Source organism: Paenibacillus sp. FSL P4-0113 (assembly GCF_038009305.1).
Taxonomy (GTDB): domain Bacteria; phylum Bacillota; class Bacilli; order Paenibacillales; family Paenibacillaceae; genus Paenibacillus; species Paenibacillus polymyxa_D.
This window is the reverse complement of sequence record NZ_JBBPAZ010000001.1, coordinates 655,512-680,626: the sequence shown is the minus strand read 5'-3', so window position 1 is coordinate 680,626 and position 25,115 is coordinate 655,512. Positions and strand designations below refer to the sequence as shown.

Genomic DNA, 25,115 nt, shown 5'->3' with positions numbered 1-25,115 from the left:
CGTCGATGCTGGCTACGGAAAAATAATTTGATCTTTACATTTTTATCTCCACGAACTTGTTCACATTATGGAAGTTTTTTGCGGGAATTGTCGAATGCTTAATTTTTGGACAAATAAAAACCCGAAACAGGTGAATCTCCGGTAAACTTACTATCAACGGCTTTAAGAAGCGGTAGGCGCGTAGACTAGGAGGGATTAAACGTTATACGTTGGAAACACAATCAGAAATTAATGTCCCCTTTATGGTTTTTCACTATTTAGATGACGATGAAGAAATTCAATTCTTTGATACTATTAATACGAAAGCCAAAGGTCTCGGAACTTCTCTCAGTAAATTTCTTTAAAAGAGAGCACGATGAATTAAGCTGGATATCCACTGAACTGTTGATATTAAACGATAGTCCTTTCCATCATATTGGTAGCATCACAAGTAAACGTAGTAAAGGAAGACATATTACTCTTCAGAATCTTTATCGTATGTTGAAGTATTTTTTCAAAGACACTGGAGTTACTAACTTATCAAAACACGAAAAGGTGGATATCGTTCTTGTATTCTTTAATATAATGCGTCAAGAATATCCTCATGAATGGATGAACTATAAAGAATACAAACTTACGCACATTGTATGCTTGGACGCCCTAGCAATGGCTGCATCCAAAGCTTTGTCTAACTGTAAGAAAGAAAACTCAACACAAATAGACCATCAAAAGTTTATCAAGTCAGTAACACGCTTGAAGAGGATTGATTGGTCTAGAGATGGTCCTTTTAAATATTTAAAAGGTATTTCAAGTTCTAAGACTTTAGCTTCAGAATTATTCGATATTATGAATTTAGGAAAAGAGAGCTAGAAGATCTAAGTATTGGTATAGGTTTCTGAAACAGTTTCCTATACCTTTATGATCACATTAGTTGTTCTTTGAAAAAGCGATGACTAAGACAAGATCTATATTCCAGATTTACTACTTATATATTTCAAATCAGTTAATATTATGTGTCACAACTTATAAAAACATTATAGTATCAAGATTAAACAGTGATAATGACAAACTAAAAGAAATACGGGTTTTGTGAACATGTATAAAGAAAACCGTATAAAACAGCTTGGCTTTAGCGTGTTGTTGTACATTTGTATATTGACACAAAGTTCCCTACTTAAGCAGTTTAATCGGAATTTTGAGTAACTTAGTTTTTTTCTCCAAGCGAATGAGGTGATTTTTTTATTATCAAACTAAGTAGGAAACTTTGTGTCACTTATTTGACGAGCCCTACATTACTTATCCATATTATTAACCGCATTTCACATTTCTTCATCTGTTAAATGTGTATAGATCATGATTGTTTGTATTGAGGAATGTCCTAATTGGTTCTTCAATCTAGGCACATCATTGCTCTCTAAGTGGTAACGCGTTGCAAATGAATGTCTTAGAGAATGCACGATTAATGCTGGTTTTCCAAAAGCTGAAGCATACTTTTCAATTAGTTTTTCAATGGATCGCTGAGTTAAACGTCGGCTTTTTCCTTTACGACCTATGGGAGCTGCAATAAACAAAAAGCTTTCATTTTTTTCTGGGATATATCTGGATTCTCTAATCTGCAGATAAGTAACTCAAAGTTCGCATAATTTTGTAATCTCGAATAAATTTATCTTTTTCATTTGTCCTTGCTTAATGATGCTTATGAAACAATCGTTTCTGTGAGCATCATATCCAAAAAGGAAAATTAACTTATATTTCAATCATTCCCAAGAATTATGGTGTATTAGATTATTTAGATTACGACGTCTCTCCCAATTCACTTGCTCTAGGATTGGTTTTGTAGGATAAAAATCCGTATAACCTAATGAAACCAAAGCAATAGGATCAATATGTGGTGGAATATTTAGTATTTCCCGTACGTCTGTTTTCTTGTAAAAACTCACCCATCCCATAGCTATTCCTTCTGCATAAGACGCCAACCACATATTTTGGATACAACAGGCGACGGATAGAATATCTGTTTCAGGAATAGAATTTCGCCCAATTACATGTCCCCCACCTCTAGTTGGATCACATGTAATACAGATCGTTATAGGTGCTTCCCTTATACCCTCTAATTTTAACGAGAGAAATCTTGTCTTTTTTTCATCTTCATAGTGTATGGACAAGGCCTGTATTTCTTTATGACATGCATACGCCAATCGTTCTTTAACTTCTTGAGAGTCAATTACAATAAAATCCCAAGGTTGCATAAAACCAACGGAAGGTGCATGATGACCAGCCATTAATATGTTGTTTAACTTATCTTTGGATATGGGTTTTCCATTAAATGATCGAATATCTCTCCTTTCAAAAATGGCTTTAAATATTCCTTTTCTTTCATTATCATTTAACAATTTAATTCCTCCCTTAAAACAAAAATCCCCAGAATGCGCCAGTACTCAGATTATTATGACAGGGTTTCAGGTTCAAGTTTACATTGAAGTTGGTATTTTATGATATAACTCTTATGCTTGAAATCAATATTATCTCTTGCAGTTCACTATCAATCCGTAGTCTAAACTGCCTGACCCTCAAAACAACGAACTACGATCACAAAATTATAAACTTTTCACAGACTGACTCAATTGAACAACCCCACATAAAATATCTGGGACTTCAAAGTCCGGCTTATCTAAAGATAAAGCTTTAACTTATCAATTGCGACTTGGAACAAATCATCCGGCAGCAGTTTATAGATATTGCCATCGATCACGTACATCTGCTTTGTCTTCCTGCGCTAACCAATAATTAAAATAGCCGAATAGTCGTTTTTCTTCCCGGCTTTGATAGCTGATCCAATGTACTTGGCAAGTTCCATTTCCTCAAACTCAGGCAACCTGTCCCAATACATGAGATTCTAAAATATGTATTCATCGCTTGCTGCACATCAAATAATAATAGTCCAAATACTCGCTCCATATAATCAGCGATTCTGCAAATACCTTGGCATTGTCAAGAACTCTTTCTATATAGGTCACAAAATCTGGTTGTAGTGCTTCTCCAAGTGCCACAGCTTTTGCTGAAATGACATTCATAAGTGGGCTCCCCTTGTATCCCTGGGATCAACACCATAAGAAACAAAATTATAAAAAAGTTATAGGAAACCATTATGAGATCACTTTGGGACTGCAAACCGGCAGCGGTAAGACTCTAGTTAGAAAGGTAACCCAAGAAAGAGATTTTCGAAACAGTTACAATTTCGCTGGCATTGGTGGTATCTAGGTAATTCGCCCCCAATGCCAGAATTAGATCGTATTGTTCCTCACGCGACGCTTTGCCCTCTAAATATACATTCGGCAGTGGACAATAGCTCCACTTTTGTTAACACCACAAAATCGATGCCAACTTCATTAAGTGATCGTGCTACTTTATCCAAGATCCCTATTCGTTTCGTGAAGGAGTGTCCGGTAACCATTATTATATCAATCGTTCACTCTTTGATATGCCTGAATCCCAATCTTCAAGCGCTGCAATCCATCAGTTAGTCGTTTTTTAGGGCAGGCGTAGTTCAATCGAATGAAATCGTGTCCATTGCCGCCATAGATGGCGCCGTCCGAGACATACAGCCCCGTTTCTTTCCTTATGAATTTACACAGTTGACTTACATTAGGAGTTATGTTCCGGCAATCGATCCAAGCCAAATAAGTCGCTTCCGAATGGATAATTCGGAGCTGCGGCAGTTCACTAGCCAGATAATGTTCGAGATATTGCTTGTTCGCCATGAGATATTCCAATAAGGCTTGCAGCCAGGGTTCGCCTTCCGTAAAGGCAGAGATTGCTGCTTCAATCGCAAAAAAGTTAGGTTCGGCCACTTCATCGGTGTTAATGCCACGGTGTACAAGTTTACGAATCTTCGAATTCGGCACGATAATACTTGAAGTTTGAATTCCCGCAAGATTGAAAGTTTTCGTCGGTGCCACACAGGTGATGCAATTTTGTGCGATCACTTCCGATACGGAAGCTAACGGAATGTATTGGTGGTCTGGGTGTGTTAAGTCGCAGTGAATTTCATCGGAAAGGATAAGGACCTGATGCTTGACGCAGAGCGTGCCGAGTTTCTCAAGAATTTGTTTGTCCCACACTTTGCCTATGGGGTTATGCGGATTGCAGAAAATCATAAGCGTTGTGTCAGAATCGGCTAGCTTTTTCTCCACATCGTCAAATTCGATCGAATATCCATTGTCTTTGTAAATCAACTCACTTACTAGAACTTCTCGTTGATTGTTCTTTATGGAGTTGTAGAAAATGTTATAGACAGGCGCAAGCACTAGCACTTTGTCACCGGCTTTGGTCATTTTGCGTACGATAGATGATATTGCCGGCACTACCCCCGTGCAAAACATAATCCATTCTTTTTGGATCTGATATTGATGTCTCTTTTCCCACCAATGGGCAACCGCATTATAATAAGTATCTGGTATCGAGGTATATCCATAAATCTGTTGTGATTTTGATCAGTCCGTTTTAATTGAAATCCGATGTTTTCTATGACTATAAATATAGAGTATCAAGAAGGCTATCTACTTTACTGTTTGTGAGACTGGTTGGGTAGGGCAGAACAATCGGTCAAAACGGCGCATCAATCCTTCAAGCGGACCAACAGGAAGCTTAGCAAACAACAATCCCAGCAACAGTGTAACAACTGCAACTATTACGTCGCCGAACGGAACTCCGTCCAGACTGTGCCCAATCTTTGCCAGATACAGAAACCAAACTATTACAAATTGAATGGCATACATGGTCAGAGCCATACGTCCGACTGCTGCAAAAGGCAATAATACAGTAGAGGCTTTTTTGGATATGAGACATGCAACGCCCAATACCAAGAATGAAATTCCTAATCCTATCATCGTTTGGAAGGTCGAAGCGGTGTGCGGAGCCGACTGCAAGAGCATATGCCACATTGGTGATTCCGTATTAAGCGGCCAAATTGCGTATTCATCCGGTGGCTGTACAGGAGCAACTCCTTGCATCCTTACCAGCCATTGTTCAAAGTGGAGACTCCAATTCGGAAGTACAAAAGCAGCCAGTGCTTTGCCAATAACAAGCATAACGATACCACTGCCTGCGAGTATGAGAGCTGTGCGTAATCTGGTCAGGTCAAAGCGGCCAATGGCCATACCAGTAACAAATGCAGGGATCAAGGCGATAGCAGACATTGGACCTCCTGCAATATCACCAAGAAGATAAGCTTTTGAGAAAATACTTGATCCCAGAATCATTAGCGGCGGGGCTGTCACGAGCAAAACTGCTGCTGTTGTAACAATGGTGCGGGTCGAACGGCGAAATAACATAAGGGCCAGCACAAACATAGCTGAATAGGCAGGCAAAATGATGCCATATGGAGTGTTCAGCATAATAAGCAAATAACCAATAATATCAACAAATACTGCACGGGCTAGCATTCGCGCACGGAAAGCGGCCGTATCCGCTCCCCGTTCCATCATGCGCTGTGCCATAATGGAATAAGATATCCCCCCGCACAATACGAATAATAGTGTCGTGTTTCCGGAAACAATCGCAGAAACGTTTGGGTTCGATCCGAAGTGCTGCAAATACATTCCCAGCACCGCCATTCCTCGTACTGCATCAAGTGCTACAAGACGCCCGGTGCCCCGCCTTCTTTTCGACTCTTCTACAGAGCTTCGAGAAGGAATATCGGTTTGTGTAACGTCGTAGGATGAATTGGATATACCTGCTGTATCTACTTCTTTATCATCTAATTTATTAGCAACCGTCTTTTCATTTACTTGATTTTCATTCAATTGGCTATTTACGGAAAAGGCTCGTATTTTGATATTGGCCTCTTCCTCATACTCTCTGACGGATCTGCTTATCAGTTTGATACTGCTTAGCAACTTGCATTCCTCCTTGAAAATCCTGGACTCGTATTTTTCATCAACCCGCATGTACAGGATGATGTTACGCTATAGTCCAATATATCCTGCAGATGTCGCTAAAGTTTGATCAAGTTGTAAACAAAATGTCACAGTAGGCGAAACCGTTTTATCGCGAAAACAGCCTTATTCACAGTTGATCACTGGAATAAGGCTGTTTGCAAAATTACTTAGGATTTGCTGGGAACAGCATTAAAAATGGAATTGGCCAGCAAACGGAATTGTTGCTGCGAATGAGCACCATTGGTGAGATCATTAGAGAACACAGTAATATTCTTTTTGTTTTCTATATAGGTGAAGGCCATAATCTTTCCTCTTGCAGCATCGTGACCTGGCCACCAGCCCGCTTTGAAGAAGTTTTCTTTATTACTAATGGTTGCAAGAATTTTTGCAGCTTTAGGTAGTTTCGTAATGTAAGAACCTGTAACGGTGTAGAAGTATTCTTCGTTATCGTAAGGGGCTGTAATCACATGATCCTGTTTGACATTCGCTAGGAAGACCCCTTCGTATCTTTCCCATGTCGGTCCAGCAAACGCAAATTGAGGAATACAGTTTTTCACGTTACCCATCCCCATATTTCCATAAGCAATGTATGGTTTCCCTTTCTCGACAAGTTTATCGGAATCGAATGTATTCACCAACACATCGGCATGCTGCTGATCATCGGTCACTTTAAAACCGAGATTTTTGAGCACATAAGCCGATTCGCCGAGAGCGGCTACCGTAGAAGGTTTAAGAACTTTACCAACGGGTTTGTTATTGCCGAATGCCGTGACATCAAGATAGTATTTCGAGGCCAGCGGGTTCAGATCATCATAGGCGACTGCAAAGTCACCCGCTTCATATCCTGTTCCGCTTTTGGATAGCATCGTAACCACTTTGCCGGATTTAAGCAATTCATTAACCGTTTTGATGGCATCGTTATTGGTGTTTAGGATTAAGACATAGGCAGAATCATTCGGCATTGGTGTGGCCGGAATCGATACGGAAGTCACCGGAGAAGTTTTGCCCGCAAACACTCCGGTTTCTCTAACCACATCACGTTCAAATCCTCGCAGGACAGGAAAATCCTGCACAATCTCGCCAGCTACGGAAGCATAATCTGAGACGTTAATACCATCATATAAAACCATGTTTGCAATGCCGTGTTTGGCCTGGTGCATATTTATGATAAATGAACCCGCAGGGTAGGTTTTGCCAGCAGTACTTACAGCTTCTGTCGAGCGTTCAACCGTTACTCCATTGCGGATAAGATATTCAATCATCCGATAAGCTTCCAGCGGATTTTTTTGAAGACTCTTATCGATCGGCAAAACGTAATACTCAGGAAAAAAATTCTCATTACCGTGACGAGGGCGGCCAATAACTTGATTTTTGACATTGACTAGATACCGATCTACGGCATAATCATCGATGTTATTGATTCCACGTTCATATACTTTTAGCTGGTTCAAAAATAAATTTTCTTTCTTTTGCATAACATAATCGGTTGCTGAAGCGACACTATAATACAATGCTTTGGTCGACTCTTCATTCGATTCAGGTGTTTCCAGCGTATGTCCCATTGCACCATGGTGCATGGCGAAGACAGCTGTATAGGCTGGAGACGCATCGTCCCATCCTGAAGAAGTCCCCTTGGAAACATATTTAGGATTTTCGACTGTTTTACGATGTTCTTCATAAGGAATATGGTAGTAATCATACTTTGTGTTTGCTATACCTGCTTCACCCATCGCTTTTGCCTGTTCTACCATGTTATCCATAAGCAGATCGTATTCAATATTCGGATCGTGAGGCGGTGTGGTAGGCTCAATCAGAAAATTCTTATCAAAGCCATGCAGATCTAGGAAAGAAATCGGCGACCACTTGGCAATTTGCTCTGTAACACTGCGTGTTTCAGGCTGGGTTTGATAAGAATTATCCCGATTCAAGTCAAAGTATTCAGCATTATAACGTTCGGTATGCACCCTTCCATCTGGATTTTCCGTATACAGGAACAGGAAAAACACATGTTCAAGCGCATCATCCATATTCAGAGTGACCGTACTCGATTTTCCATTGGACGAGGTGGTCTTGTACGTAACATTTTTATCGAGAGCCATGGTCTTAAAATAATTGATAATCGCATCAAAGCCCGGCGCTTCATTTGGATGAATATTGTTGATCCAGATGGGCACTTGATAATCTCCGAATGCACCGGATTGAATATCGTTCTCCAGCTTTGCAGGATCATTCAGCATGGCAGGATGAGTTACATTCTGATATTTGTCAATCGTTGCTTGATCTTTGGCAACCACAGTCATATACATATCGCGGCCTTCAACGGATTTGCCGATCGACATCGTTTTAATGTATCTGTCGTTTTTTTGAGCTGCTTGTGCCGTAATCGCATCAATCTCCGGCTTCAGTTCATCATACGTACGGAAGCTGTCGTATGGGACCAACTTAATGGGGGCCTGGGCAACGGTTTTGCCGTTGACTGCTGCAGCCAGTTCATAGGTTCCCATCAATGAGGCGTACAGTGGACGCTGCAGACTCGGTTCGGCAAGATTTTCCGTACCGTAAGTAAGACCAAAATTGATATTGGCAGTGACTTCTCCGTTTTCTGCTTTGACCTGAGTAACGGTGATAAAGGGGGCGCCATTATAATCGTGATCCTTGTACGATTTCCATTCCGATAATGGCTTGCCACCATAAGTCCAGCTTATTTTCTTTATATTGGTACCCTTCGGAAGCTTAAATCTAGCTTTAATGGTTCTTTTCTTCGTCATGGATGCCAGATTGTTATCCAATTTCAGTGTCGGGATATTTTTAACCTGCGTTGAGATTGTTTTTGTTGATTGACTCTGTTTATCGTTTAACAACGTGCTTTCTGTACGTTGTGCAGCATCAGCCATAGCCATGTGCGGAGCAGTGATCTCCAGAAGCATGGCGGCGGATATGGTTAACGCCAAGCAGAACCTTACTATTGGTTTTGTACCCATTCTTTTTCCCCCTATGGATAACCGGAAGACCATGTTGTGCTCATAAAGAGCATTTAACAGACTATTGTCCGGCAAATTACGATTTTATATATTGTCCAATCCTATTCAAGATCTGTTTTCTGCCCGGAAGGATTGTCTGTCATCGAATGAGAAGCGTCGGAGTTTATGGTACTTTGCACAAATTGCTTCAAATCAGTTCGACTTTTTACATCCAGAACAGCTGCTTTGCCCACATAAGTTTCTTTTAATAGCTTCATTGGCGGTATTTGTTCATTTCCCTTTAACGTACTTTGATACCCTACCGAAGCCAAATTCCACATATCGGAGACTGACAAATTGGTATCGATATACGGACTGATTTCCTCTAGAATGGAAGGAAGCTTCATAATGGAAGTCGTTGTTTTGACCTTCTCGGCTAATGCCGTAATAAATTGGCGTTGTCTTTCTGTTCTGGAATAATCGGACATGGCATCATGACGAAAACGAACATATTGAAGCGCCGTTTTGCCGTTGAAATGCTGCTGTCCCTGCTTTAAATTAATATCGTACTCATGCAGATCGGCCTTGCTTTCATAGTACATATCCTTTTCGACATAAAAATCGAGTCCGCCTACAGAGTCCACGAGTTTAATAAACCCCTGGAAATCGGTATATACATAAAAATGAACAGGCACCCCCAGCAATTCACTGACTGCTTTCATCGCCGTATCCGGCCCATGCGTAACAGCCGTGTTGATTCGGTTTTTGCCGTATCCGGGAATATCCGTATAAGTGTCACGCAAAATCGAAAACACATGGATATGCTTATCGGTAGGATTCAACGAAACAACCATCATGCTGTCGGATCTGGGTACCTCGCCCTTGTCGCTTCCACGGGCATCCACACCCATCAGCAAAATATTGACAGGCTCAGTTCCCTCCCATGCTGGAGCTTCCAGAGCTTCGGTATTATCGGTGCTTACATTAATGAACGGGGAGTTTGCCGGAGCCTTATTAAATCCTTCCAGCCCTTTGTAAATCGAAAAGAAATAATAAAAAATAAAGCTTACAGCAGCGACCACAAGTAACAATGTTACAATTAATATCCTCTTTTTCCTCTGTGTCATGTCATTCTTCCTTTCCGAATTATGAACGCGCCTGTCCCTTCTGTATTTAAGATTTTTGCAAGGCTGCTACGAGGAGTGAAGTGTAATATCGGCTACCCCCTGGTTTTAAATGGACGCCATCTCTATAAAAGTATTCATCTTTGCCTACACTGGCCGAATACCAGTCCACCACGCTGACGTTGCTAAACTCATCGGCAACCTGTGCAATCGTGTCATTCACCGTGTTTTGCCATCCTTTCGGAACCCGGTTGGTGACCAAGATTACCTGTCTGGCTCCAGAAAGGGATTGCAGTACGTCGTGCAGTTGGTCTCTGCTAAACGGACCATTGGTGCCGAGTTCGATAATGACTTGGTCTCCCAGTTTGCCTTGGGTGGCTAATTCATTAATGACTTTTACAGCTTGAGACATCTGCCGGCCAACCTTGCCGTCTACCGTCATATTCGGAAGCTGCTCTTTTAAATAAGGCTCAATTCCGACCGTAACCGAATCTCCAATCATCGTGACGCCCTCGCCGTTTAAGGACGCGGATGGTTGAGCTTGTTCTCCGCTGGTACTGGAAGCCCCAGGCTTTTGTGCAGCAGGCTGCATCGCATCAAAATTGTATAGAGAAGAATCCTTGCCGCGTGGTTCGTTATCATCCGAATTTTGCTTTGAATGTAGATGGAGGCCTATGGCTCCTATGACGATAAGAAGAATCATAAAACCCCATAATGCCCTCACTTTTCTGACATTTTTTTTGTTCATACCTAGTTCATCCTTTCCTTTAACATGCTAGTAGGTTTTATCCTGTTTGATAGCATCAATCAAAACCGAGGCATAATACTGAGCTCCTTCTGGTTTCAGATGGACACCATCGTCATAAAATAGATCGTTGCGGTTTTCGCTGGCCGAATACCAGTCGATAAGTCGTACATTTTGAAATTCACCAGCAATTTCACGCAGATTGTCATTTACGGTATTCTGCCACCCTCTCGGTACTCTGGTCGTTATCAGATAAACTTGCCGAGAATCCTGTAGTGAAGTCAGCAAGGACTTCAGTTGACTCTGGTTAAACACGCCGTTGGTGCCGAGTTCAATAATAATTTTATTGCCAAGCTTGCCCTGTGCCCGCAGGTCATCAAGCACATTCCCAGCCTGTGACATTTGCCGTCCCACCTTGCCATCAATGGTCATACCGGGGAGCTGCTTTTCCAGAAACGGGGCGGCATCCAGAATGACGGAATCTCCGATCGCCGTGACCCCCTCTCCTTCTGCGGAATGGACTGTATTTACATCGGAAAAGCCGGATTGCACCTTTTCTGTCTGGACGGGTTCCCGGCTTACAGTTGCTGGAGCATCAGGCACAGGATCTGGTGAATTCGTCTTCCATGATGTCAGGACCAGAATAATGGCGATAACAATGACGACAAGGCCTAACTGGCTGCCAGCGCCTGACCTGCGGAGTGATTTTAGGGTCCCGCGACGAATGGGCTCTTCGATGTATCTGTAGGAAAGACTTGCCATTATGAAACTGGCCGTTACCTGCAGAGCAATACGTATATAGCTGGCATCTTCGGTATTCACCACCGGACTTGACAAAATAATGATTGGATAATGCCAAATATACAGACTGTAAGATCGCTTACCGATCCAGCTCAGAGGCCGGCAACCGAGCCATCGTTCCAGTCGATTGGCCGGATGAACAAGTACAGCAATAATAACTGCAGTAATGAGTGATAAATAAAGAAAACCGCCGCGATACAGCGAATCATCAAACTGGTTGGTCTGACCGATCATGATAAACAGCATTACAATGCCCAGCACGCCAGTCATATCCAGCATGGTCCGTGACGAAGAGGATACATTTTCGCTCAGTCTCCAGCTGGGCCAGATTATCGCCAGAGCCGCTCCGATCAAAATGGCAAACACCCGCGTGTCCGTCCCGTAATACACCCTGCTCGGATCTGTTCCGGGTTCGTATATCACGGCCATGGCTATGGCGGATACGGCGGCGCAACCCAGAATGTATAACATCAGTCTTCCTCGTCGCGGCGCAAGGCACAGACCGATCAGTAGAACAAGCGGCCAGATGACGTAAAACTGTTCCTCAATGGAAAGCGACCAGAGGTGACCGATTGGAGAAGGCGGGCCAAAGCTCTCGAAATATGAAACATGATGAAAAATGAGATACCAGTTGTTTACGTAAAAAAGCGAGGATACAAAATGGCCTCTTAACGCCTGCAGTCTGGAGAAATCAGTAATTAAAAGCCACAGTGCCACTGCAGTCAGCATAAAGATCATGGCCGGCAGTAGTCTGCGCATTCGTCTGATCCAGAATTGTATAATGGAGAAACCACTGCGCATCCTCCATTCGAAAAGAATCTGATCCGTAATCAGATATCCTGATAGGACGAAGAAAATCTCCACCCCCAGCAGCCCACCTTCTGCCCATCTGAAATGAAGATGATAAGCAATAACAGCAAGCACAGAGATGGCTCTTAGCCCATCCAGGCCGGTCATATAACGTTTTATGGGTTGATTCAGGTGCAAATTCCGGTTTCCATTCACTATGGTCCATTCCTTGTCCTTATAGGCTAATGATCTTGCTTCATTTACTATAAAAAAAAGATGTCGCGAAAGTTTGATCAACATGTAAACAAATTGTCACAACGGTTGCAAAAAGAAAAACCTTATTCCGGCTGAACAACCGAAATAAGGTTTTTGACGTCTACAAACATGGCGATCCTCACCGCTATTTCAATTCAATGATCAATGACTCCTTGCTAGGAGAATCCGTTGACGCAGTCTGCGAGGAATCCAATTGTTTTTGTCCTTGAAGCAGTACACTTTTATTGTTCGGATTCCAGTATATATGCGTCGGCACAATTCCGCGATACACCGGTTCCTTATACAGTATATTTCTTCCCTGCACCTTGCCTACGTAAGTAACATTTTGATCATACTCGGTGTATGCGATATTTTTCCTGTCAGGCGAGAATTCAAAATCAAACACTTTTTCCAGAATGACGGAGAGTTCGCCGTTTCGCCGATCATATTCATACAGTGAATTATCCGTTCCGAGAAACACAAACTGGTCGTTATTCATCCAGGCTACTGAATCTCCACCAATCTGACGCTCGTATTGAAATTCAATATTCTTCCCGGAAACCTTCCCCATGGTTAGTATCTTTTTCTGACCTTTTTTTGCACCAAACAACTCCACCAGTATGCTGCGGCCATCATTTGCAATGTTAACACTCAAAAGCGTGTCTTCCTTCATAATGCCTTTTAACTGATACTTGCCAGAAGTTTGAGACCCCATATCGTAGATGTACAGGCTATCCGCTCCATTATCAAACGGATTTTCTACCAGGTAGCCGATATACGAACTGTTGGCCGACCAGGAAACATATTGTACATAAGACTCGTTTCTAGTACTGATCCTGTCTATTTCCTTTTCCTTGCCATCCTGCAAGGAAATAAGCCTTAGGGTTGTCTCCGAGGAAGAACGAGAAAATTCGCAAATATATTTCCCATCGGGAGAAAGTGTCGTATTGGAAGTTACCTTACCGATTCCGGGTATGGCCTTGCTCTGCTCATACGGATAAGTTAAACGTTCCACCGTGCCTCGCTTCAGTATGGTCATGGCTCCGAACGATGCGATAACGGCATTTCCAGACGACCATCCCAGTAGCTCCCCCCGATTTACAAAACGATCCGGAAGCCGATATATTTTTTGGACCTGAAACGGCCGAGAGCTTTGATCGGTACTGGAAACTTCATTGCTGTCGGCGATGACGACGGTCTCTGTTTTTGGTTCTGAACCGCATCCTGACAGCAGTAATACCACGAGAGATAGGACCAGCAGCATTACAACATATTTATTGCCCATTATTCATTCTCCGTTCCCCGCGGTTTCCAGCGCTTTAAATTCTACCGTAACGATGGTTTCATTATGCTCGTTTGCAATCGAGATGGAACCCGCAAATTCTTCAACGATGGATTTCACAATGCTGAGCCCCAATCCTACACTGCCTTCCTCCGCACTGTCGGAATGAGCTGGATAAAATGGCTGTAACAGGTGTGACAGATGTTCTGCCTCAATCGGATCGCTTGGATTGTTGAAAATCAAGCGGATCTTTTCTTCTGCCCGTACTGCTTTTACCGTTACTACCGAAAACGGCAAACTATATTTTATCGCATTATCTATCAAGTTGATGAACAGCTGTCTGATTCTGTCCCTATCGGCCAACATCATCAATTCCTCATTCATCTCATATTCAATGGTCTTTTTATAGCGCTGTGCCCGGATCATCATTGATTCACACACATCCTGCAGAATTAGCCCGATATCTACCCGATCAAGCTCATTGATCATGATATTTTTGCGTGAAACTTCCAGTAGTTTTAGCACCATCGCATGCAGGCGCTTGCTCTCCTCGATAATATGATTCATCCCTTTGCCAAAAAAAGCACGGTCTTTCTCACCGTTCATTCTGATCAGCTCCGCATATCCCAGAATGGAGGTTAATGGCGTTTTCAGTTCGTGAGTAATATTGTCAAAAAAGCGCTTTTCCTGCTGGTGAAGCTCTTTCAAATGGTCCCGGTCCTTCTCAATAATATGAATCTGTCTACTAATTTGATCAATCATATCGTTAAAATTCTCAGCCAGTCGGCCAATTTCATCCCTGCGTTTAAAGTGAAGGCGGATATCCAGATTCCCGTTTTTCACCTCAGTGGAGGCTTGCGTCAGTCTGGTCAGCGGGATGGTAATATGCCTGGAAAGAATATAGGAAAACAGAAAAGCTGCCGCAAAAATCGCCAGGGCAATATAGAGGGTAATCTGCCGAATCTGTCCGGTTTGTTCGTAGAGTGAGCTGAAATCTTTGTAAAAACGCAGTATGCCCACCTTTGAACCGTCTATAACAACCGGATAGGAGAAAAGGACAGTCGTCTTATTACGATCATAAGTAATGCTGTACGCTGTATTGCCACCAATCGCCTGCTGCAGATCGCTTTGCATGTGCTGCTGAAAAATGGAGCTGTCCGGGGCATAAAGCAATTTGCCCTCCACCGTATACACGCCAATACTGCTGTCCGTGGTATGGTTCAGATTAGTTGCTATTTCCCTCGCAATTTCTCCAAAATACAGCTCATTGCTACTGAAATGGTTAATCAGGAAAGCCTGACGCACATACACGTTGCTGTTATTTTTCAGTCCGATCAGTTCGGAGGTAACCAGATTCTGATTGCTTGTCCGGATAAATTCCTTGACTGTCTGATTGAGCACGACAAAAGAAAGCGAAAAAATCAGAAAAAAACCGATCAGGAATTTGATGCTGATTTTACGTATCATGCTTATCCACCCATTTTTTTAAATTTGTACCCGATTCCGAAGACGGTAGTAATGCATTCGGTGGCGTCTAGCTTTTTGCGGAGTCTCTGGATATGCGTATCAACCGTACGGGTATCTCCGACAAAATGATAACCCCACACCAGATCAAGCAGTTCGGAACGTGTAAAGGTTTTGCCCTGATGTTTAACCAGCATCATAAGCAGATCAAATTCCTTGGGGGTCAATTCAACAGGACGGCCTTCTATTTGGACGAGTCGTTCTTCTTCGATCACTTCAATATTGTCAAACCGAATGACGGCTTTCGTGGCTTCTTCCCTGTCCGAGCTGTTCGCCTGCTCCACTCTGCGCAAAATGGTTCGAATGCGTGCAACAACTTCGCGCAGATCAAAAGGCTTGGTAATATAATCATCGGCACCGAATTCAAGGCCTAGAATTTTATCGGTAATGTCCGATTTGGCTGTAATCATGCAGATCGGTATGTTATAGTCCGTTGTCACCTTTTTGCAAATGTCTAGACCGCTCTGGTCAGGTAGCATCCAATCTAACAGCAGCAAATCGGGCTGAAACGACTGCAGCTCATGCATTCCCGTTGCTCCACTGGCCGCTGTGCGTGTCTGGAACCCCTCCATAGAAAGCCCGTACGAAAGCAAGTCGGCAATCGGGGCATCATCTTCGATAATAAGAATCTTTGCTTTATTCATCGTAATCCTCATCTCTTTTTTTAATACGGTAGGTTTATGACATTGTCCATTATATTAATCATTCAGGGGAAAACAATCAAATGTATATTGTAAATCCTCATACCCACTATCAGCATATAGCCCCACCTTTTCTGTTATAAGAAGCCGTACCATGAGCGTTTTTCGATAAAAACTTAAGCAACATAAGCGATAAACAAACTAAGGTTGCTTATAGGAAGTTCATCCCAGTTCCAGCTGTTATTGGCCTATTCGAAAGGTCAATCATAAATAACGAAATCTTCGCCTGATGTGAAAGTGATGTGTCCGTTGTTTTGGAATAGCTGTTTGTTACCTAGCCAGCATTTTGTCCAGCAAGCCCTCCAGCTCGGTTGAAGGTCGTTGTGACTGAACCCGTTGAGTAAGAATTGCTCACGGTTCCGTTAGAATTGTATCCGACTAAACCACCAGCGCGGGACAGTCCATCCACTTGGCCAGTCGCATAACTTTGGCTGACGGTGCCTTGAATATTATAGCCTGCAATTCCTCCAACATATCCAGTAGATTTGGTTCCCCTCACGTTGACAGCCGATATAGACTTAGTAATCGACGCGTTGTTAACACCCGACCAGACCACTCGCATAATCATAGGTGCCCTCTCCGAGCGCTTCTACACTGCCGGATGCAAATACATTACTGATTTGACCGAAACTTGTACCAGTAACACTTCCTACGTTCCTATTTCCGATTATGTTAACATCCATTAACCGAACGTTACGAACAATACCTGTAGCCATTAAATTGCCAAAAAAACCGACATTCATTGACAAGGGCTGATTAATCGTCAAGCCGGAAATCGTGTATCCGTTCCCATCGAACACACCCGAGAAATTGGCAATCGGGTTCCAAGTACAATCCGTTAATTGGATATTAGCACCCAATTTGTAATAAGCGTTCGGATTAGTCCTGATACCATCCAGCATCGCCGCTGTCGTGATGATATAAGGGTTCTGTTCCGTACCGTTTCCCGTTCCGTAAAAAGCATGTGCCCGTGAAGGGGCGACGGGAACAATAGCTGCGGCAAGAATAATGACCACTAGGATTAATTTTAAATAAGAAGTAAGCTTTTGGTTTAGACGAAATTCCTTAATTAATGGTAACAATAAAAGTTCCTCCTTCTTATGCGACAAATAAAATCATCTGAATTGTTTAGGCTAATGCCACCTCATCTCATATAGTACTAAGTACAGCAACGCTATTTTCTCTCAAGGAAAAATTTAAATTTAAGCATGAAAAATAACCGTTCATTGAAAGAACGGTTACCCGCTTTTCAGTTTGTTTTATCGCCGCTGCCTTAAATAACATTCCCCTGGCCTACTAAAATCAGGATGCGATTATATGCATTGCAATATCGACATACATTAAATAAATATTATATATGAAACGATGCTGCTTTCCTGTTCACACAATCACTGTCTCCTTTGTAGGTTTTGGCTGTTATTTTGATACGAAGATTTTAGCATGGTATGACTGAACAAATTTTGAACATTCACACTTCTGCTTCTTCGAAGAATGCTCTAATCATAAACCTGGCTTAGATATTAATGAACCGAGAAGACTCAGCTGATATGTGACGGTTTCATTGCCCCTAAAGCCTCCATTTAGACGACTTCTAGAGCAACTTTGTATTGTCTACCAACAACAGCAAGCCACTAATCCTAGACTAACAGATTAGTGGCTTGTTCGTGGAGTTTATAAGGGACTCATATTAAAGTTCTCAGCGGAGTTTCTTGTTCAACGGGTCCTTAAATTTCTTTCCCATTTGACTCAACAACTTTTTTGTACCAATAAAAAGAATCTTTTTTATAACGCTTTAATTGTTTGATATCATCATCTGTTCGATCTATATAAATTAATCCATACCGTTTTTTATATCCGTTACTAGTGAATAATAAATCGATGGCAGACCACGGATTATAGGAAATGACCTTTACACCAAAATCAATCGCTTTTTTAACTGCGAGGATATGGTTTTTCAAATAATCAATTCTGTAATCATCATGAATCCTCCCATCAATGGTCAACTCGTCGTATGCACCAAGACCATTCTCTGTGATCATCAAGTGCATATTATATCTTGTATAAATATCACGCAAAATGTATTCCAGTCCAGTTGGATCTATAGCCCAGTCTGTAGTCTCCAGAGCAGGATTCTCGCACATTTCATAGAAGCCCGGATGTGTTTCGAAGCCAGATATTTCTCCCTTGATACCAGAGACATTAACTCCCGACCACTGTTCATCGGCAACCTCTGGACAGGCTTTGGCTGTGTCACTGGCATAGTAATTCAGAGTCAAAAAATCAGATTTTAAATATGAGTGGTTGATTTCAAATGGTTTTTCGCAATAATTTGTTACCTCTGGATCCATTCCAATTAATACCTAGTGATCATATTCTAGCTCTCCATAAAACGTGACTTCTCAGTTAAGCTTCTTACTAAAAGCAAACCATCTATTTACCCCAATCTTATTTAACTTGGTAGGTGTGTACATACATTCACCCCATTATGGGAGAAATTGTATCAATGGAATGATTCGTCAAATACTTCAATATTCCTTTTTCTAAGAGAATCTAATTATGTCGAAATAAATCCTATAATTTCGATTAAAGCGAAATTATCTTATGTCATTCCCATAAGTAACTCTATCTAATAGCCGCCGCATTAAATATTACAAATTCCTCGTAAGGGATAAACTTGTTGTCACTGTACAGTTGCGCCATGCTGCACTTGACGTGTATATTTTCCCCACATATAATTGAAGTCAATAAAACATATGAACAGTTGCTCATATGTTAATAAAATAGAAAGCTGGGATATGTATGGCAGGACATAATCATGGACATCGACACAACAATAAAAAAGTTTTGCTGATCTCCTTCATCATCATCACTACTTACATGCTGGTCGAAGCTTTTGGTGGATTTATTACCAATAGTTTAGCTTTGTTCTCGGATGCAGGTCATATGTTATCGGATTCTCTTGCGTTGGCGATCGCTTTGTTCGCGTTTAAGTTTGGAGAGAAAGCTGTCAATAAGGAAAAAACCTTTGGTTACAGGAGATTTGAAATATTGGCTGCAATGCTAAACGGTGTTACTCTGATTGCGATTGCCTTATACATTTTTTACGAAGCGATTGAAAGGTTTATAAATCCTCCAGAAGTAGCTACAGTAGGGATGCTAGTTATCAGTATTGTTGGCCTGTTCATTAATATACTCGTTGCCTGGATTATGATGCGAGGTAGCGATACAGAGCACAACCTGAATATGAGAGGTGCTTATCTGCACGTCCTCAGCGATATGCTGGGATCTGTTGGAGCGATTATTGCCGCTCTTCTGATGATGTTCTTGGGATGGGGTTGGGCAGACCCACTTGCTAGTGTAATTGTCGCAGTACTTGTCCTTCGCAGTGGTTACTTTGTTAGTAAGTCTTCCCTGCATGTGCTTATGGAAGGAACACCCCGTAACATTGATGTAGAGGAAGTCGTACAAGCCATTTCGCAGTTCGAAGGTGTGAAAGCCGTACATGATGTGCATATTTGGTCAATTACTAGCAACTTAAACGCTCTGACTGCGCATATTGTAGTTGATGGAAATAAAACAGTGTATGAAACCGAGGCCCTACTGCATAGTATCGAGCATATGCTGGAGCATAAGAACATTCCTCACTCTACTTTGCAGATCGAGTCCGAACAGCATAGACACGATGAATCCATTATGTGCACTATAGAGTCAGGTGCGCCGGATGCACATGCACATCATAGCCATTAATAAAAGGAGGACTGTTTGACTTTTTTGGAGCGGCTGAATCCTCGACCGCTCCCCTAAGTACCAATGCACTCCTTGGAAATTTGTTCTGTAGACTTAGATCCAAGTCTGTTAACGCAAAATGGGTCATTCCTTCTTAAATGGAGCGATGGCATCTAGTATAAACCTCATTATTTTCTCAAAAGTCAAATTCATATCTGAATCGAGATAATTCAAGTCTGCCCACCATCACAATACGGTTTTTCGTACGCATCTTTACCTACGCGATTGCCCTTTGGTACGATTCAATCAGTGATTCAAGGTGACCTTATTATTTTTGAAATGGTGACTTTTCCGTTCTTTACATATTAATAGCACCTGAAGCTATTCCCTCTGACTTTTCCAAACCAAAAAAGAACTGACCGTCGTAGCTTCTTTCTTTTATATGTCCAGTAGTATATAAATAAAGATTAATAAAATGAGTGGACTGTTTAATCAGTGCCTTTCATAAAATTCTGAGTCAAATGGAGTGAAGTCTCTTTTAGAGTATTAATAAAAATACGTGTCGCAGCACTCAGGTATTTATCTTTCCTGTAGATAATTCCTATATATCGAGCAAGATTAACATTTAAAATGGGAATAATTCTGATACGAGGATGGTTAAGGTACTCTAAGTAAGGTCGCGGTAATATAGTTACCCCTATCCTATCTATAACCATATTAATTAAAGATTGCATGGTTGTAATTTCAAAGACCGGTTCTGGAATAAACCCCACATCTTTACAAGCTTTATTTATAAGCTGTCTTATAAAATATTGTTCAGGAAGTAAGATGGAAGGTGTTGTTTGCAAGACTTCTATACCTAATTTATCCTGATTCTCTAACGGGTGTCCAACAGGCACTGCAAACGCCATTTCCTCTCTATATAAAGAAATGGTTTCTAATTCATCCCCTTTCATAGGTAAAAAAACAATGCCTATATCCAGCTTATTTTCTAACAATTGTTTTTGAATATCCCCAGTACGTAATCCAAACACAGATATCTTAACACCAGGATATAGATGATGAAAACTACGTAATGTGGGCGGAATGAGGTAATTTTCAACGGTTAACAAGGTGCCTATAGAAATGGTTCCTCTTTGAAGGCCATTTAGTTCATCTATTGAGGTTTTTGCCTGTTCCAGTTCATGAAAAATGTTACGTGTATACTTTAAGAGTAATTCCCCTGATTCCGTAAGAGCCGTCTTTTTACCAATGCGATCAAATAAAAGTGTGCCAATTTCATGTTCTAACAAACGAATTTGTTGACTTAAAGAAGGTTGAGAAATCCCTACCTTTTCTGCTGCTCTTGTAAAATGTAGCTCTTGGCACACAGCGTAAAAATATTCAAGTTGTCTTAACTCCATTCTTAAGCCTCCTGATTTAAACGGTAATAGTTCCTACCTTTACATTTTGCAAGTTTATTAACATGAATTTCAATAGGAATACTATAAACAATCTTAGATATTACACATTATATCATAGGTTAAACCTATGGTTATTATATAAATAATTGAATTGTACTATTGATTGAACTGTCTTAGACTATTAGTTGCACAGAGATCCATTTAATCCTAAAAGTATAAATTCTTTAAACTGTGTAAAAATTTTGTGGGGGTGATAAGATGGGTAGTCAAAAAACAGAGATTATCTACTACAGTGAGTTTTTAATAAAGAGTAGTAAGCCTGCCGTTCGAGCATGTTCATGGAAATGGAAAGACATTTATCCATTACTCAATTAATCTGTATCGGAAGGCTTTCTTTAAAGTGGCCGTGGAACATTGTCACTCATTCATAATCATACAGGGGATACGCATGGAACTTCATCAACTATGAAAGTAGTCGTCCAAATTTTTAAACCTGGTGGGCATAATAAAGCTCATCGTCATACTAATGTAGCTCTCAATCTAGTATTTCAGGGCGAGGGTTATATTATCGTGGATGGAGAAAAGATTGAATTGAAAAAAGGCGACCTATTCTTAGCTCCTCCTTGCTCTGCTCATGAGCATTGCAACACTTAGCAAACAGAGGATGCTATTATTTACACGTTTCAAAATGTACCGGTTCTTACTTCAATGGGCACTTGGTTTTTAGAGAAACCGGTGGGTAGTACACCTCGTCACATAGTCAAACCAGATACACAAATAAAGAATAACTAGAAAAGATTGGTTAATACTTTTGGCCTGAAGAATGTAACCAAACTTTAAACAACATGAACATAGAACAATTTAGTCATTCAAATATACCTTTTAAAAATTATCTGAAAGGATTTAGTATTTGACCTTATGTACAAATTAGTTCTTGTAATGTATATACACTGGAGGATATAACTGATGAAAAATTTTAATGTTGCTATTCCAACTCCCTTTCGTGATGATGAGAGCTTATATTTAGAAGGATTCAATCCTATTGTTAAACATTTAACAGATAACGGGATAGATTCACTACTTGTGTCTGCTACGACAGGCGAACAAAATTCAATGAGCATTGAAGAGCGTATCCATATTATTGATTATTTTAATCAACAAAAATTTGAAAATGTTGAACTGATGTTTGGCGTATCAGCTACAACAACAAGAAATGCAATAAAACTGGTTAAAAAGCTTGAGGAATCTGTTTTTGATTCTATTCTAATTCAGTTTCCACCTTACATTCAGCCGACACAACAACAAGCTATTTCTTATATCAATGAGCTGCTACAACATACCACCAAAAACGTTGTCCTTTATAATAATCCTTTCCGAACAGGATTTGAGCTAAGTGCTGAATCATTAAAGACTGTTATTAACCAGAAGTACTCTAACCTTGTAGGACTTAAAGAAGAGAGTGATGCCAAACGTCACCATAATACTGACTTACCAGATGATTTCATCATGTTCGCTGGTGGAGATGTAAATCTTATAGAAAAGATAATGAATGGATGTAATGGACTTTCTAGTATGGTAGGAAATGTTTACCCACAAGAAATCAAACAAATTTTTAATGACTTATTAATGAATAAACCAGTAGACCTTTGGAAGATAAAACAATTAATTAATAAAGTTACAAGTGGTCAAGCCATCATAAACATAAAAAATCACTATAATTCTTTAGGTATAAAAGTAGGAGCTTGTCGTTCTCCTATTAACTAACGGGGGAAGTCCAAAAATTCGCTTAATTTAATTAAAATGTTTAAAAGTAACCGTCAAGTAGAAAACAACATTTTATTATGTTCTCTGCTTTACGGTTACTATTGTGGAACAATATGGAAGTGTGGCAATCCAAACAATAAATGAATTGATTACCTAATTTAGAAAAGCTTTAGTATTAAATACGGAGGATCTATAGCGATCATGGGTATTTCACAAAAAACCAATCAACTAGGACAACCGAAACCGGATCTAAAGCCTAGAATAGGATTACTTATTATAGGTATCATCCTAATGGGAGCCAATCTCAGAGCCCCACTAACATCAGTGGGTCCACTAATAAATTCTATACGTGACAGTTTAGGCATATCTAATATACTAGCAGGGACAATAACTACAGTACCTTTACTTACTTTTGCATTCTTATCCCCTTTTGCCCCTAAGTTAGCTCAACGTTTTAGTACGGAGTTTATCCTATTTATTTCTTTAATCTTATTAACCATTGGATTTGGAATACGTTCTTTTGGTGGTGTAATAACCTTATTTATAGGAACAATCTTAATTGGTTCATGTATTGCCATTGGTAATGTATTACTCCCCAGTCTTATTAAACATAACTTTGCACAAAATGTAGGAATGATAACAGGGATTTATATAGTCTCTATGAATTTATGTGGAGCTATTGGATCCGGTATAAGTATTTCCATCTCCTCATTATCAGGGTTAGGATGGTCAGGAGGTCTCGGATGCTGGGGAATCTTATCTCTTCTTACACTTTTCTTTTGGTTACCACTAATACAAAATCAACATAAATCTATTAGATTTGTACAAACTAAAAAGAAAGTTAAATCTATAAACTTATGGCATTCTAAACTAGCATGGAATGTCACGTTATTTATGGGTTTTCAATCCTTAATCTTTTATACCATGATAACGTGGCTTCCTGAAATTCTTGAACAAAAAGGGCTGAACACTCATGCAGCTGGCTGGATGTTGTCTTTAATGCAATTTGCTATGCTTCCTACTACGTTTATTGTCTCTATTTTAGCTGGACGTTTAAAGAAGCAGCATTCATTAGTACTGGTTTCAGTCGTCTTGCTTATTGGAGGGGTATTCGGTATCTTACACGGAAGCACGATCCTTATTCCAATATGGATAATTATGGTTGGAATTGGAGTGGGATTTGCCTTTAGTTTAGCTATGATGTTTTTTAGTTTACGTACTCAAGATACGAATGGGGCAGCAGAATTATCCGGTATGGCTCAATCATTAGGTTATCTTTTGTCTGCTATCGGCCCTGTCTTATTTGGATGGTTGCATGATGTGACACATAATTGGAATACTTCCTTACTGATGTTAGTTTTAACTTCTGTTATTATCTTTATCACGGGTATAGGCGCAGGAAAAAATGAATATGTAGCATAGGGTACCAGTTAGTAAACAAGAATACTTGGTTTTTAACCCAGTCTCAAAAACATTTGTTTTTGGGACTTTTTTGTAATTGGTATTAATATATAAAGGGGAATGGATAGTTGAAAACAAGAGAACTTCTTACTGACTGTCGCTATTTTATTGAACTAACGTTTCCCGTGAGTTGGACAAGATTATTAGAACTGAATGCTAATCCGTTGAATTTATGAATCCCAGTTCCAAATTTGGCGAGATCATTTCTTTATTTCCTGGGATCTTTCGAATTGATCCACTTAATCATTAAGTTCCCTGGAAATGATTTAGTTTCCTCACTCAAGCTCATGGAAGCGCTGCATGCTATTGTGCCGAACGGTACGACATATTTCTTGCAAATTACAATTAATATCTATTTTACATTACTTTCTCATAACCTCTTATCTACGAATTTCGCAAATTTCTTTCAAATGTAAAGTATTTGTGAAAAAATTGACTATCCTGCCCTTTAGTTTAATAAAAGGGCCTCTGTCGCCGTCGATGAAATCCTATCGGGAATGTAACAATGTTCTTGTCACCCGACAAATGATAAATTGTCAATTAGCTGGAGAAGATTATTTAAAAACACACCTAAAACAAAATGCAACTCACCTCCATCTAGAAGTAAATGAACTTTGCCAAATTATTTTCTGATCTTACTGATGAAAAATGGATATTTAGGG

19 protein-coding genes and 2 pseudogenes are annotated in these 25,115 nt (G+C 40.5%); 5 read left to right on the top strand and 16 right to left on the bottom strand.

Features of this window, described 5'->3' with window-relative positions; genetic code table 11:
* The first annotated feature begins 267 nt into the window (after positions 1–267).
* The gene (locus tag MKX46_RS02575; RefSeq protein ID WP_341070850.1) at positions 268–849 is read left to right on the top strand and encodes a hypothetical protein; all 582 of its coding nucleotides are present in this window, start codon (positions 268–270) and stop codon (positions 847–849) included.
* A 449-nt stretch (positions 850–1,298) separates the two neighbouring features.
* Here MKX46_RS02575 and MKX46_RS02570 read toward each other — a convergent pair.
* The 15 genes and pseudogenes from MKX46_RS02570 to MKX46_RS02500 all read right to left on the bottom strand — a co-directional run.
* Positions 1,299–1,601, bottom strand: a pseudogene (locus tag MKX46_RS02570) (tyrosine-type recombinase/integrase); the annotation flags it as partial.
* A gap of 135 nt (positions 1,602–1,736) precedes the next feature.
* Positions 1,737–2,372 carry a 5,6-dimethylbenzimidazole synthase gene (bluB, locus tag MKX46_RS02565; RefSeq protein WP_029515198.1) on the bottom strand — a complete coding sequence of 212 codons (636 nt, stop codon included), beginning with the start codon at positions 2,370–2,372 and terminating at the stop codon, positions 1,737–1,739.
* 284 nt (positions 2,373–2,656) lie between these two features.
* Positions 2,657–3,074: pseudogene (locus MKX46_RS02560) on the bottom strand (hypothetical protein); the annotation flags it as partial.
* Between the two features lie 366 nt (positions 3,075–3,440).
* On the bottom strand, positions 3,441–4,457 hold the full coding sequence (locus MKX46_RS02555; protein ID WP_341071893.1) for a MalY/PatB family protein: 1,017 nt from the start codon (positions 4,455–4,457) through the stop codon (positions 3,441–3,443).
* An 81-nt stretch (positions 4,458–4,538) separates the two neighbouring features.
* A complete protein-coding gene (locus MKX46_RS02550) occupies positions 4,539–5,876 on the bottom strand; it encodes a DUF418 domain-containing protein (protein ID WP_165146427.1) in 1,338 nt (445 codons plus the stop codon).
* A gap of 209 nt (positions 5,877–6,085) precedes the next feature.
* Positions 6,086–8,899: a M14 family metallopeptidase gene (locus MKX46_RS02545; protein WP_341070849.1), complete on the bottom strand. Its 2,814-nt coding sequence runs from the start codon at positions 8,897–8,899 to the stop codon at positions 6,086–6,088.
* Between the two features lie 101 nt (positions 8,900–9,000).
* Complete coding sequence (locus MKX46_RS02540) at positions 9,001–10,005, bottom strand: LCP family protein (protein WP_341070848.1); 1,005 nt, start codon at positions 10,003–10,005, stop codon at positions 9,001–9,003.
* 46 nt (positions 10,006–10,051) lie between these two features.
* Complete coding sequence (locus MKX46_RS02535) at positions 10,052–10,750, bottom strand: SGNH/GDSL hydrolase family protein (RefSeq protein WP_341070847.1); 699 nt, start codon at positions 10,748–10,750, stop codon at positions 10,052–10,054.
* A 27-nt stretch (positions 10,751–10,777) separates the two neighbouring features.
* Complete coding sequence (locus MKX46_RS02530) at positions 10,778–12,553, bottom strand: acyltransferase family protein (RefSeq protein WP_340932252.1); 1,776 nt, start codon at positions 12,551–12,553, stop codon at positions 10,778–10,780.
* 184 nt (positions 12,554–12,737) lie between these two features.
* Positions 12,738–13,877, bottom strand: a complete 1,140-nt coding sequence (locus MKX46_RS02525) for a hypothetical protein (RefSeq protein ID WP_340932251.1) — start codon at positions 13,875–13,877, stop codon at positions 12,738–12,740.
* 3 nt (positions 13,878–13,880) lie between these two features.
* Positions 13,881–15,341 carry a sensor histidine kinase gene (locus MKX46_RS02520; RefSeq protein ID WP_340885506.1) on the bottom strand — a complete coding sequence of 487 codons (1,461 nt, stop codon included), beginning with the start codon at positions 15,339–15,341 and terminating at the stop codon, positions 13,881–13,883.
* Between the two features lie 2 nt (positions 15,342–15,343).
* Positions 15,344–16,042, bottom strand: a complete 699-nt coding sequence (locus MKX46_RS02515; RefSeq protein ID WP_069011890.1) for a response regulator transcription factor — start codon at positions 16,040–16,042, stop codon at positions 15,344–15,346.
* A 331-nt stretch (positions 16,043–16,373) separates the two neighbouring features.
* Positions 16,374–16,667, bottom strand: a complete 294-nt coding sequence (locus tag MKX46_RS02510; protein ID WP_245231639.1) for a GLUG motif-containing protein — start codon at positions 16,665–16,667, stop codon at positions 16,374–16,376.
* Positions 16,636–17,181, bottom strand: a complete 546-nt coding sequence (locus MKX46_RS02505; RefSeq protein ID WP_245231640.1) for a hypothetical protein — start codon at positions 17,179–17,181, stop codon at positions 16,636–16,638. The genes MKX46_RS02510 and MKX46_RS02505 overlap by 32 nt, the downstream gene beginning before the upstream one ends.
* A gap of 642 nt (positions 17,182–17,823) precedes the next feature.
* Entirely contained in the window at positions 17,824–18,447 is a 624-nt protein-coding gene (locus tag MKX46_RS02500) for a family 1 glycosylhydrolase (RefSeq protein ID WP_340885504.1), read from the bottom strand.
* Positions 18,448–18,898: 451 nt separating this feature from the next.
* On the opposite strand from MKX46_RS02500, the gene MKX46_RS02495 reads away from it, so the two are divergent.
* Complete coding sequence (locus tag MKX46_RS02495; protein ID WP_025679519.1) at positions 18,899–19,846, top strand: cation diffusion facilitator family transporter; 948 nt, start codon at positions 18,899–18,901, stop codon at positions 19,844–19,846.
* 467 nt (positions 19,847–20,313) lie between these two features.
* Here the strand turns inward: MKX46_RS02495 and MKX46_RS02490 are convergent, their stop codons facing one another.
* Positions 20,314–21,228, bottom strand: coding sequence for a LysR family transcriptional regulator (locus MKX46_RS02490; RefSeq protein ID WP_029515234.1), 915 nt, complete (start codon positions 21,226–21,228; stop codon positions 20,314–20,316).
* 465 nt (positions 21,229–21,693) lie between these two features.
* On the opposite strand from MKX46_RS02490, the gene MKX46_RS02485 reads away from it, so the two are divergent.
* The 3 genes from MKX46_RS02485 (at position 21,694) to MKX46_RS02475 (ending at position 24,414) form a co-directional block, all read left to right on the top strand.
* Entirely contained in the window at positions 21,694–21,882 is a 189-nt protein-coding gene (locus MKX46_RS02485; protein WP_318627357.1) for a cupin domain-containing protein, read from the top strand.
* A 312-nt stretch (positions 21,883–22,194) separates the two neighbouring features.
* Positions 22,195–22,992: a dihydrodipicolinate synthase family protein gene (locus tag MKX46_RS02480; protein ID WP_029515236.1), complete on the top strand. Its 798-nt coding sequence runs from the start codon at positions 22,195–22,197 to the stop codon at positions 22,990–22,992.
* Between the two features lie 201 nt (positions 22,993–23,193).
* The gene (locus MKX46_RS02475) at positions 23,194–24,414 is read left to right on the top strand and encodes a CynX/NimT family MFS transporter (protein ID WP_341070846.1); all 1,221 of its coding nucleotides are present in this window, start codon (positions 23,194–23,196) and stop codon (positions 24,412–24,414) included.
* The last annotated feature ends 701 nt before the right edge of the window (positions 24,415–25,115 follow it).

What these genes read in the sequence shown, in the direction of transcription:
- MKX46_RS02525 (WP_340932251.1), bottom strand. Translation starts at nt 13,877, where the DNA reads ATGGGCAATAAATATGTTGTAATGCTGCTGGTCCTATCTCTCGTGGTA.
- MKX46_RS02480 (WP_029515236.1), top strand. Translation starts at nt 22,195, where the DNA reads ATGAAAAATTTTAATGTTGCTATTCCAACTCCCTTTCGTGATGATGAG.
- MKX46_RS02520 (WP_340885506.1), bottom strand. Translation starts at nt 15,341, where the DNA reads ATGATACGTAAAATCAGCATCAAATTCCTGATCGGTTTTTTTCTGATT.
- MKX46_RS02535 (WP_341070847.1), bottom strand. Translation starts at nt 10,750, where the DNA reads ATGAACAAAAAAAATGTCAGAAAAGTGAGGGCATTATGGGGTTTTATG.
- MKX46_RS02540 (WP_341070848.1), bottom strand. Translation starts at nt 10,005, where the DNA reads ATGACACAGAGGAAAAAGAGGATATTAATTGTAACATTGTTACTTGTG.
- MKX46_RS02515 (WP_069011890.1), bottom strand. Translation starts at nt 16,042, where the DNA reads ATGAATAAAGCAAAGATTCTTATTATCGAAGATGATGCCCCGATTGCC.
- MKX46_RS02490 (WP_029515234.1), bottom strand. Translation starts at nt 21,228, where the DNA reads ATGGAGTTAAGACAACTTGAATATTTTTACGCTGTGTGCCAAGAGCTA.
- MKX46_RS02475 (WP_341070846.1), top strand. Translation starts at nt 23,194, where the DNA reads ATGGGTATTTCACAAAAAACCAATCAACTAGGACAACCGAAACCGGAT.
- MKX46_RS02510 (WP_245231639.1), bottom strand. Translation starts at nt 16,667, where the DNA reads ATGATTATGCGAGTGGTCTGGTCGGGTGTTAACAACGCGTCGATTACT.
- MKX46_RS02500 (WP_340885504.1), bottom strand. Translation starts at nt 18,447, where the DNA reads ATGGATCCAGAGGTAACAAATTATTGCGAAAAACCATTTGAAATCAAC.
- MKX46_RS02545 (WP_341070849.1), bottom strand. Translation starts at nt 8,899, where the DNA reads ATGGGTACAAAACCAATAGTAAGGTTCTGCTTGGCGTTAACCATATCC.
- MKX46_RS02485 (WP_318627357.1), top strand. Translation starts at nt 21,694, where the DNA reads ATGAAAGTAGTCGTCCAAATTTTTAAACCTGGTGGGCATAATAAAGCT.
- MKX46_RS02495 (WP_025679519.1), top strand. Translation starts at nt 18,899, where the DNA reads ATGGCAGGACATAATCATGGACATCGACACAACAATAAAAAAGTTTTG.
- MKX46_RS02575 (WP_341070850.1), top strand. Translation starts at nt 268, where the DNA reads ATGAAGAAATTCAATTCTTTGATACTATTAATACGAAAGCCAAAGGTC.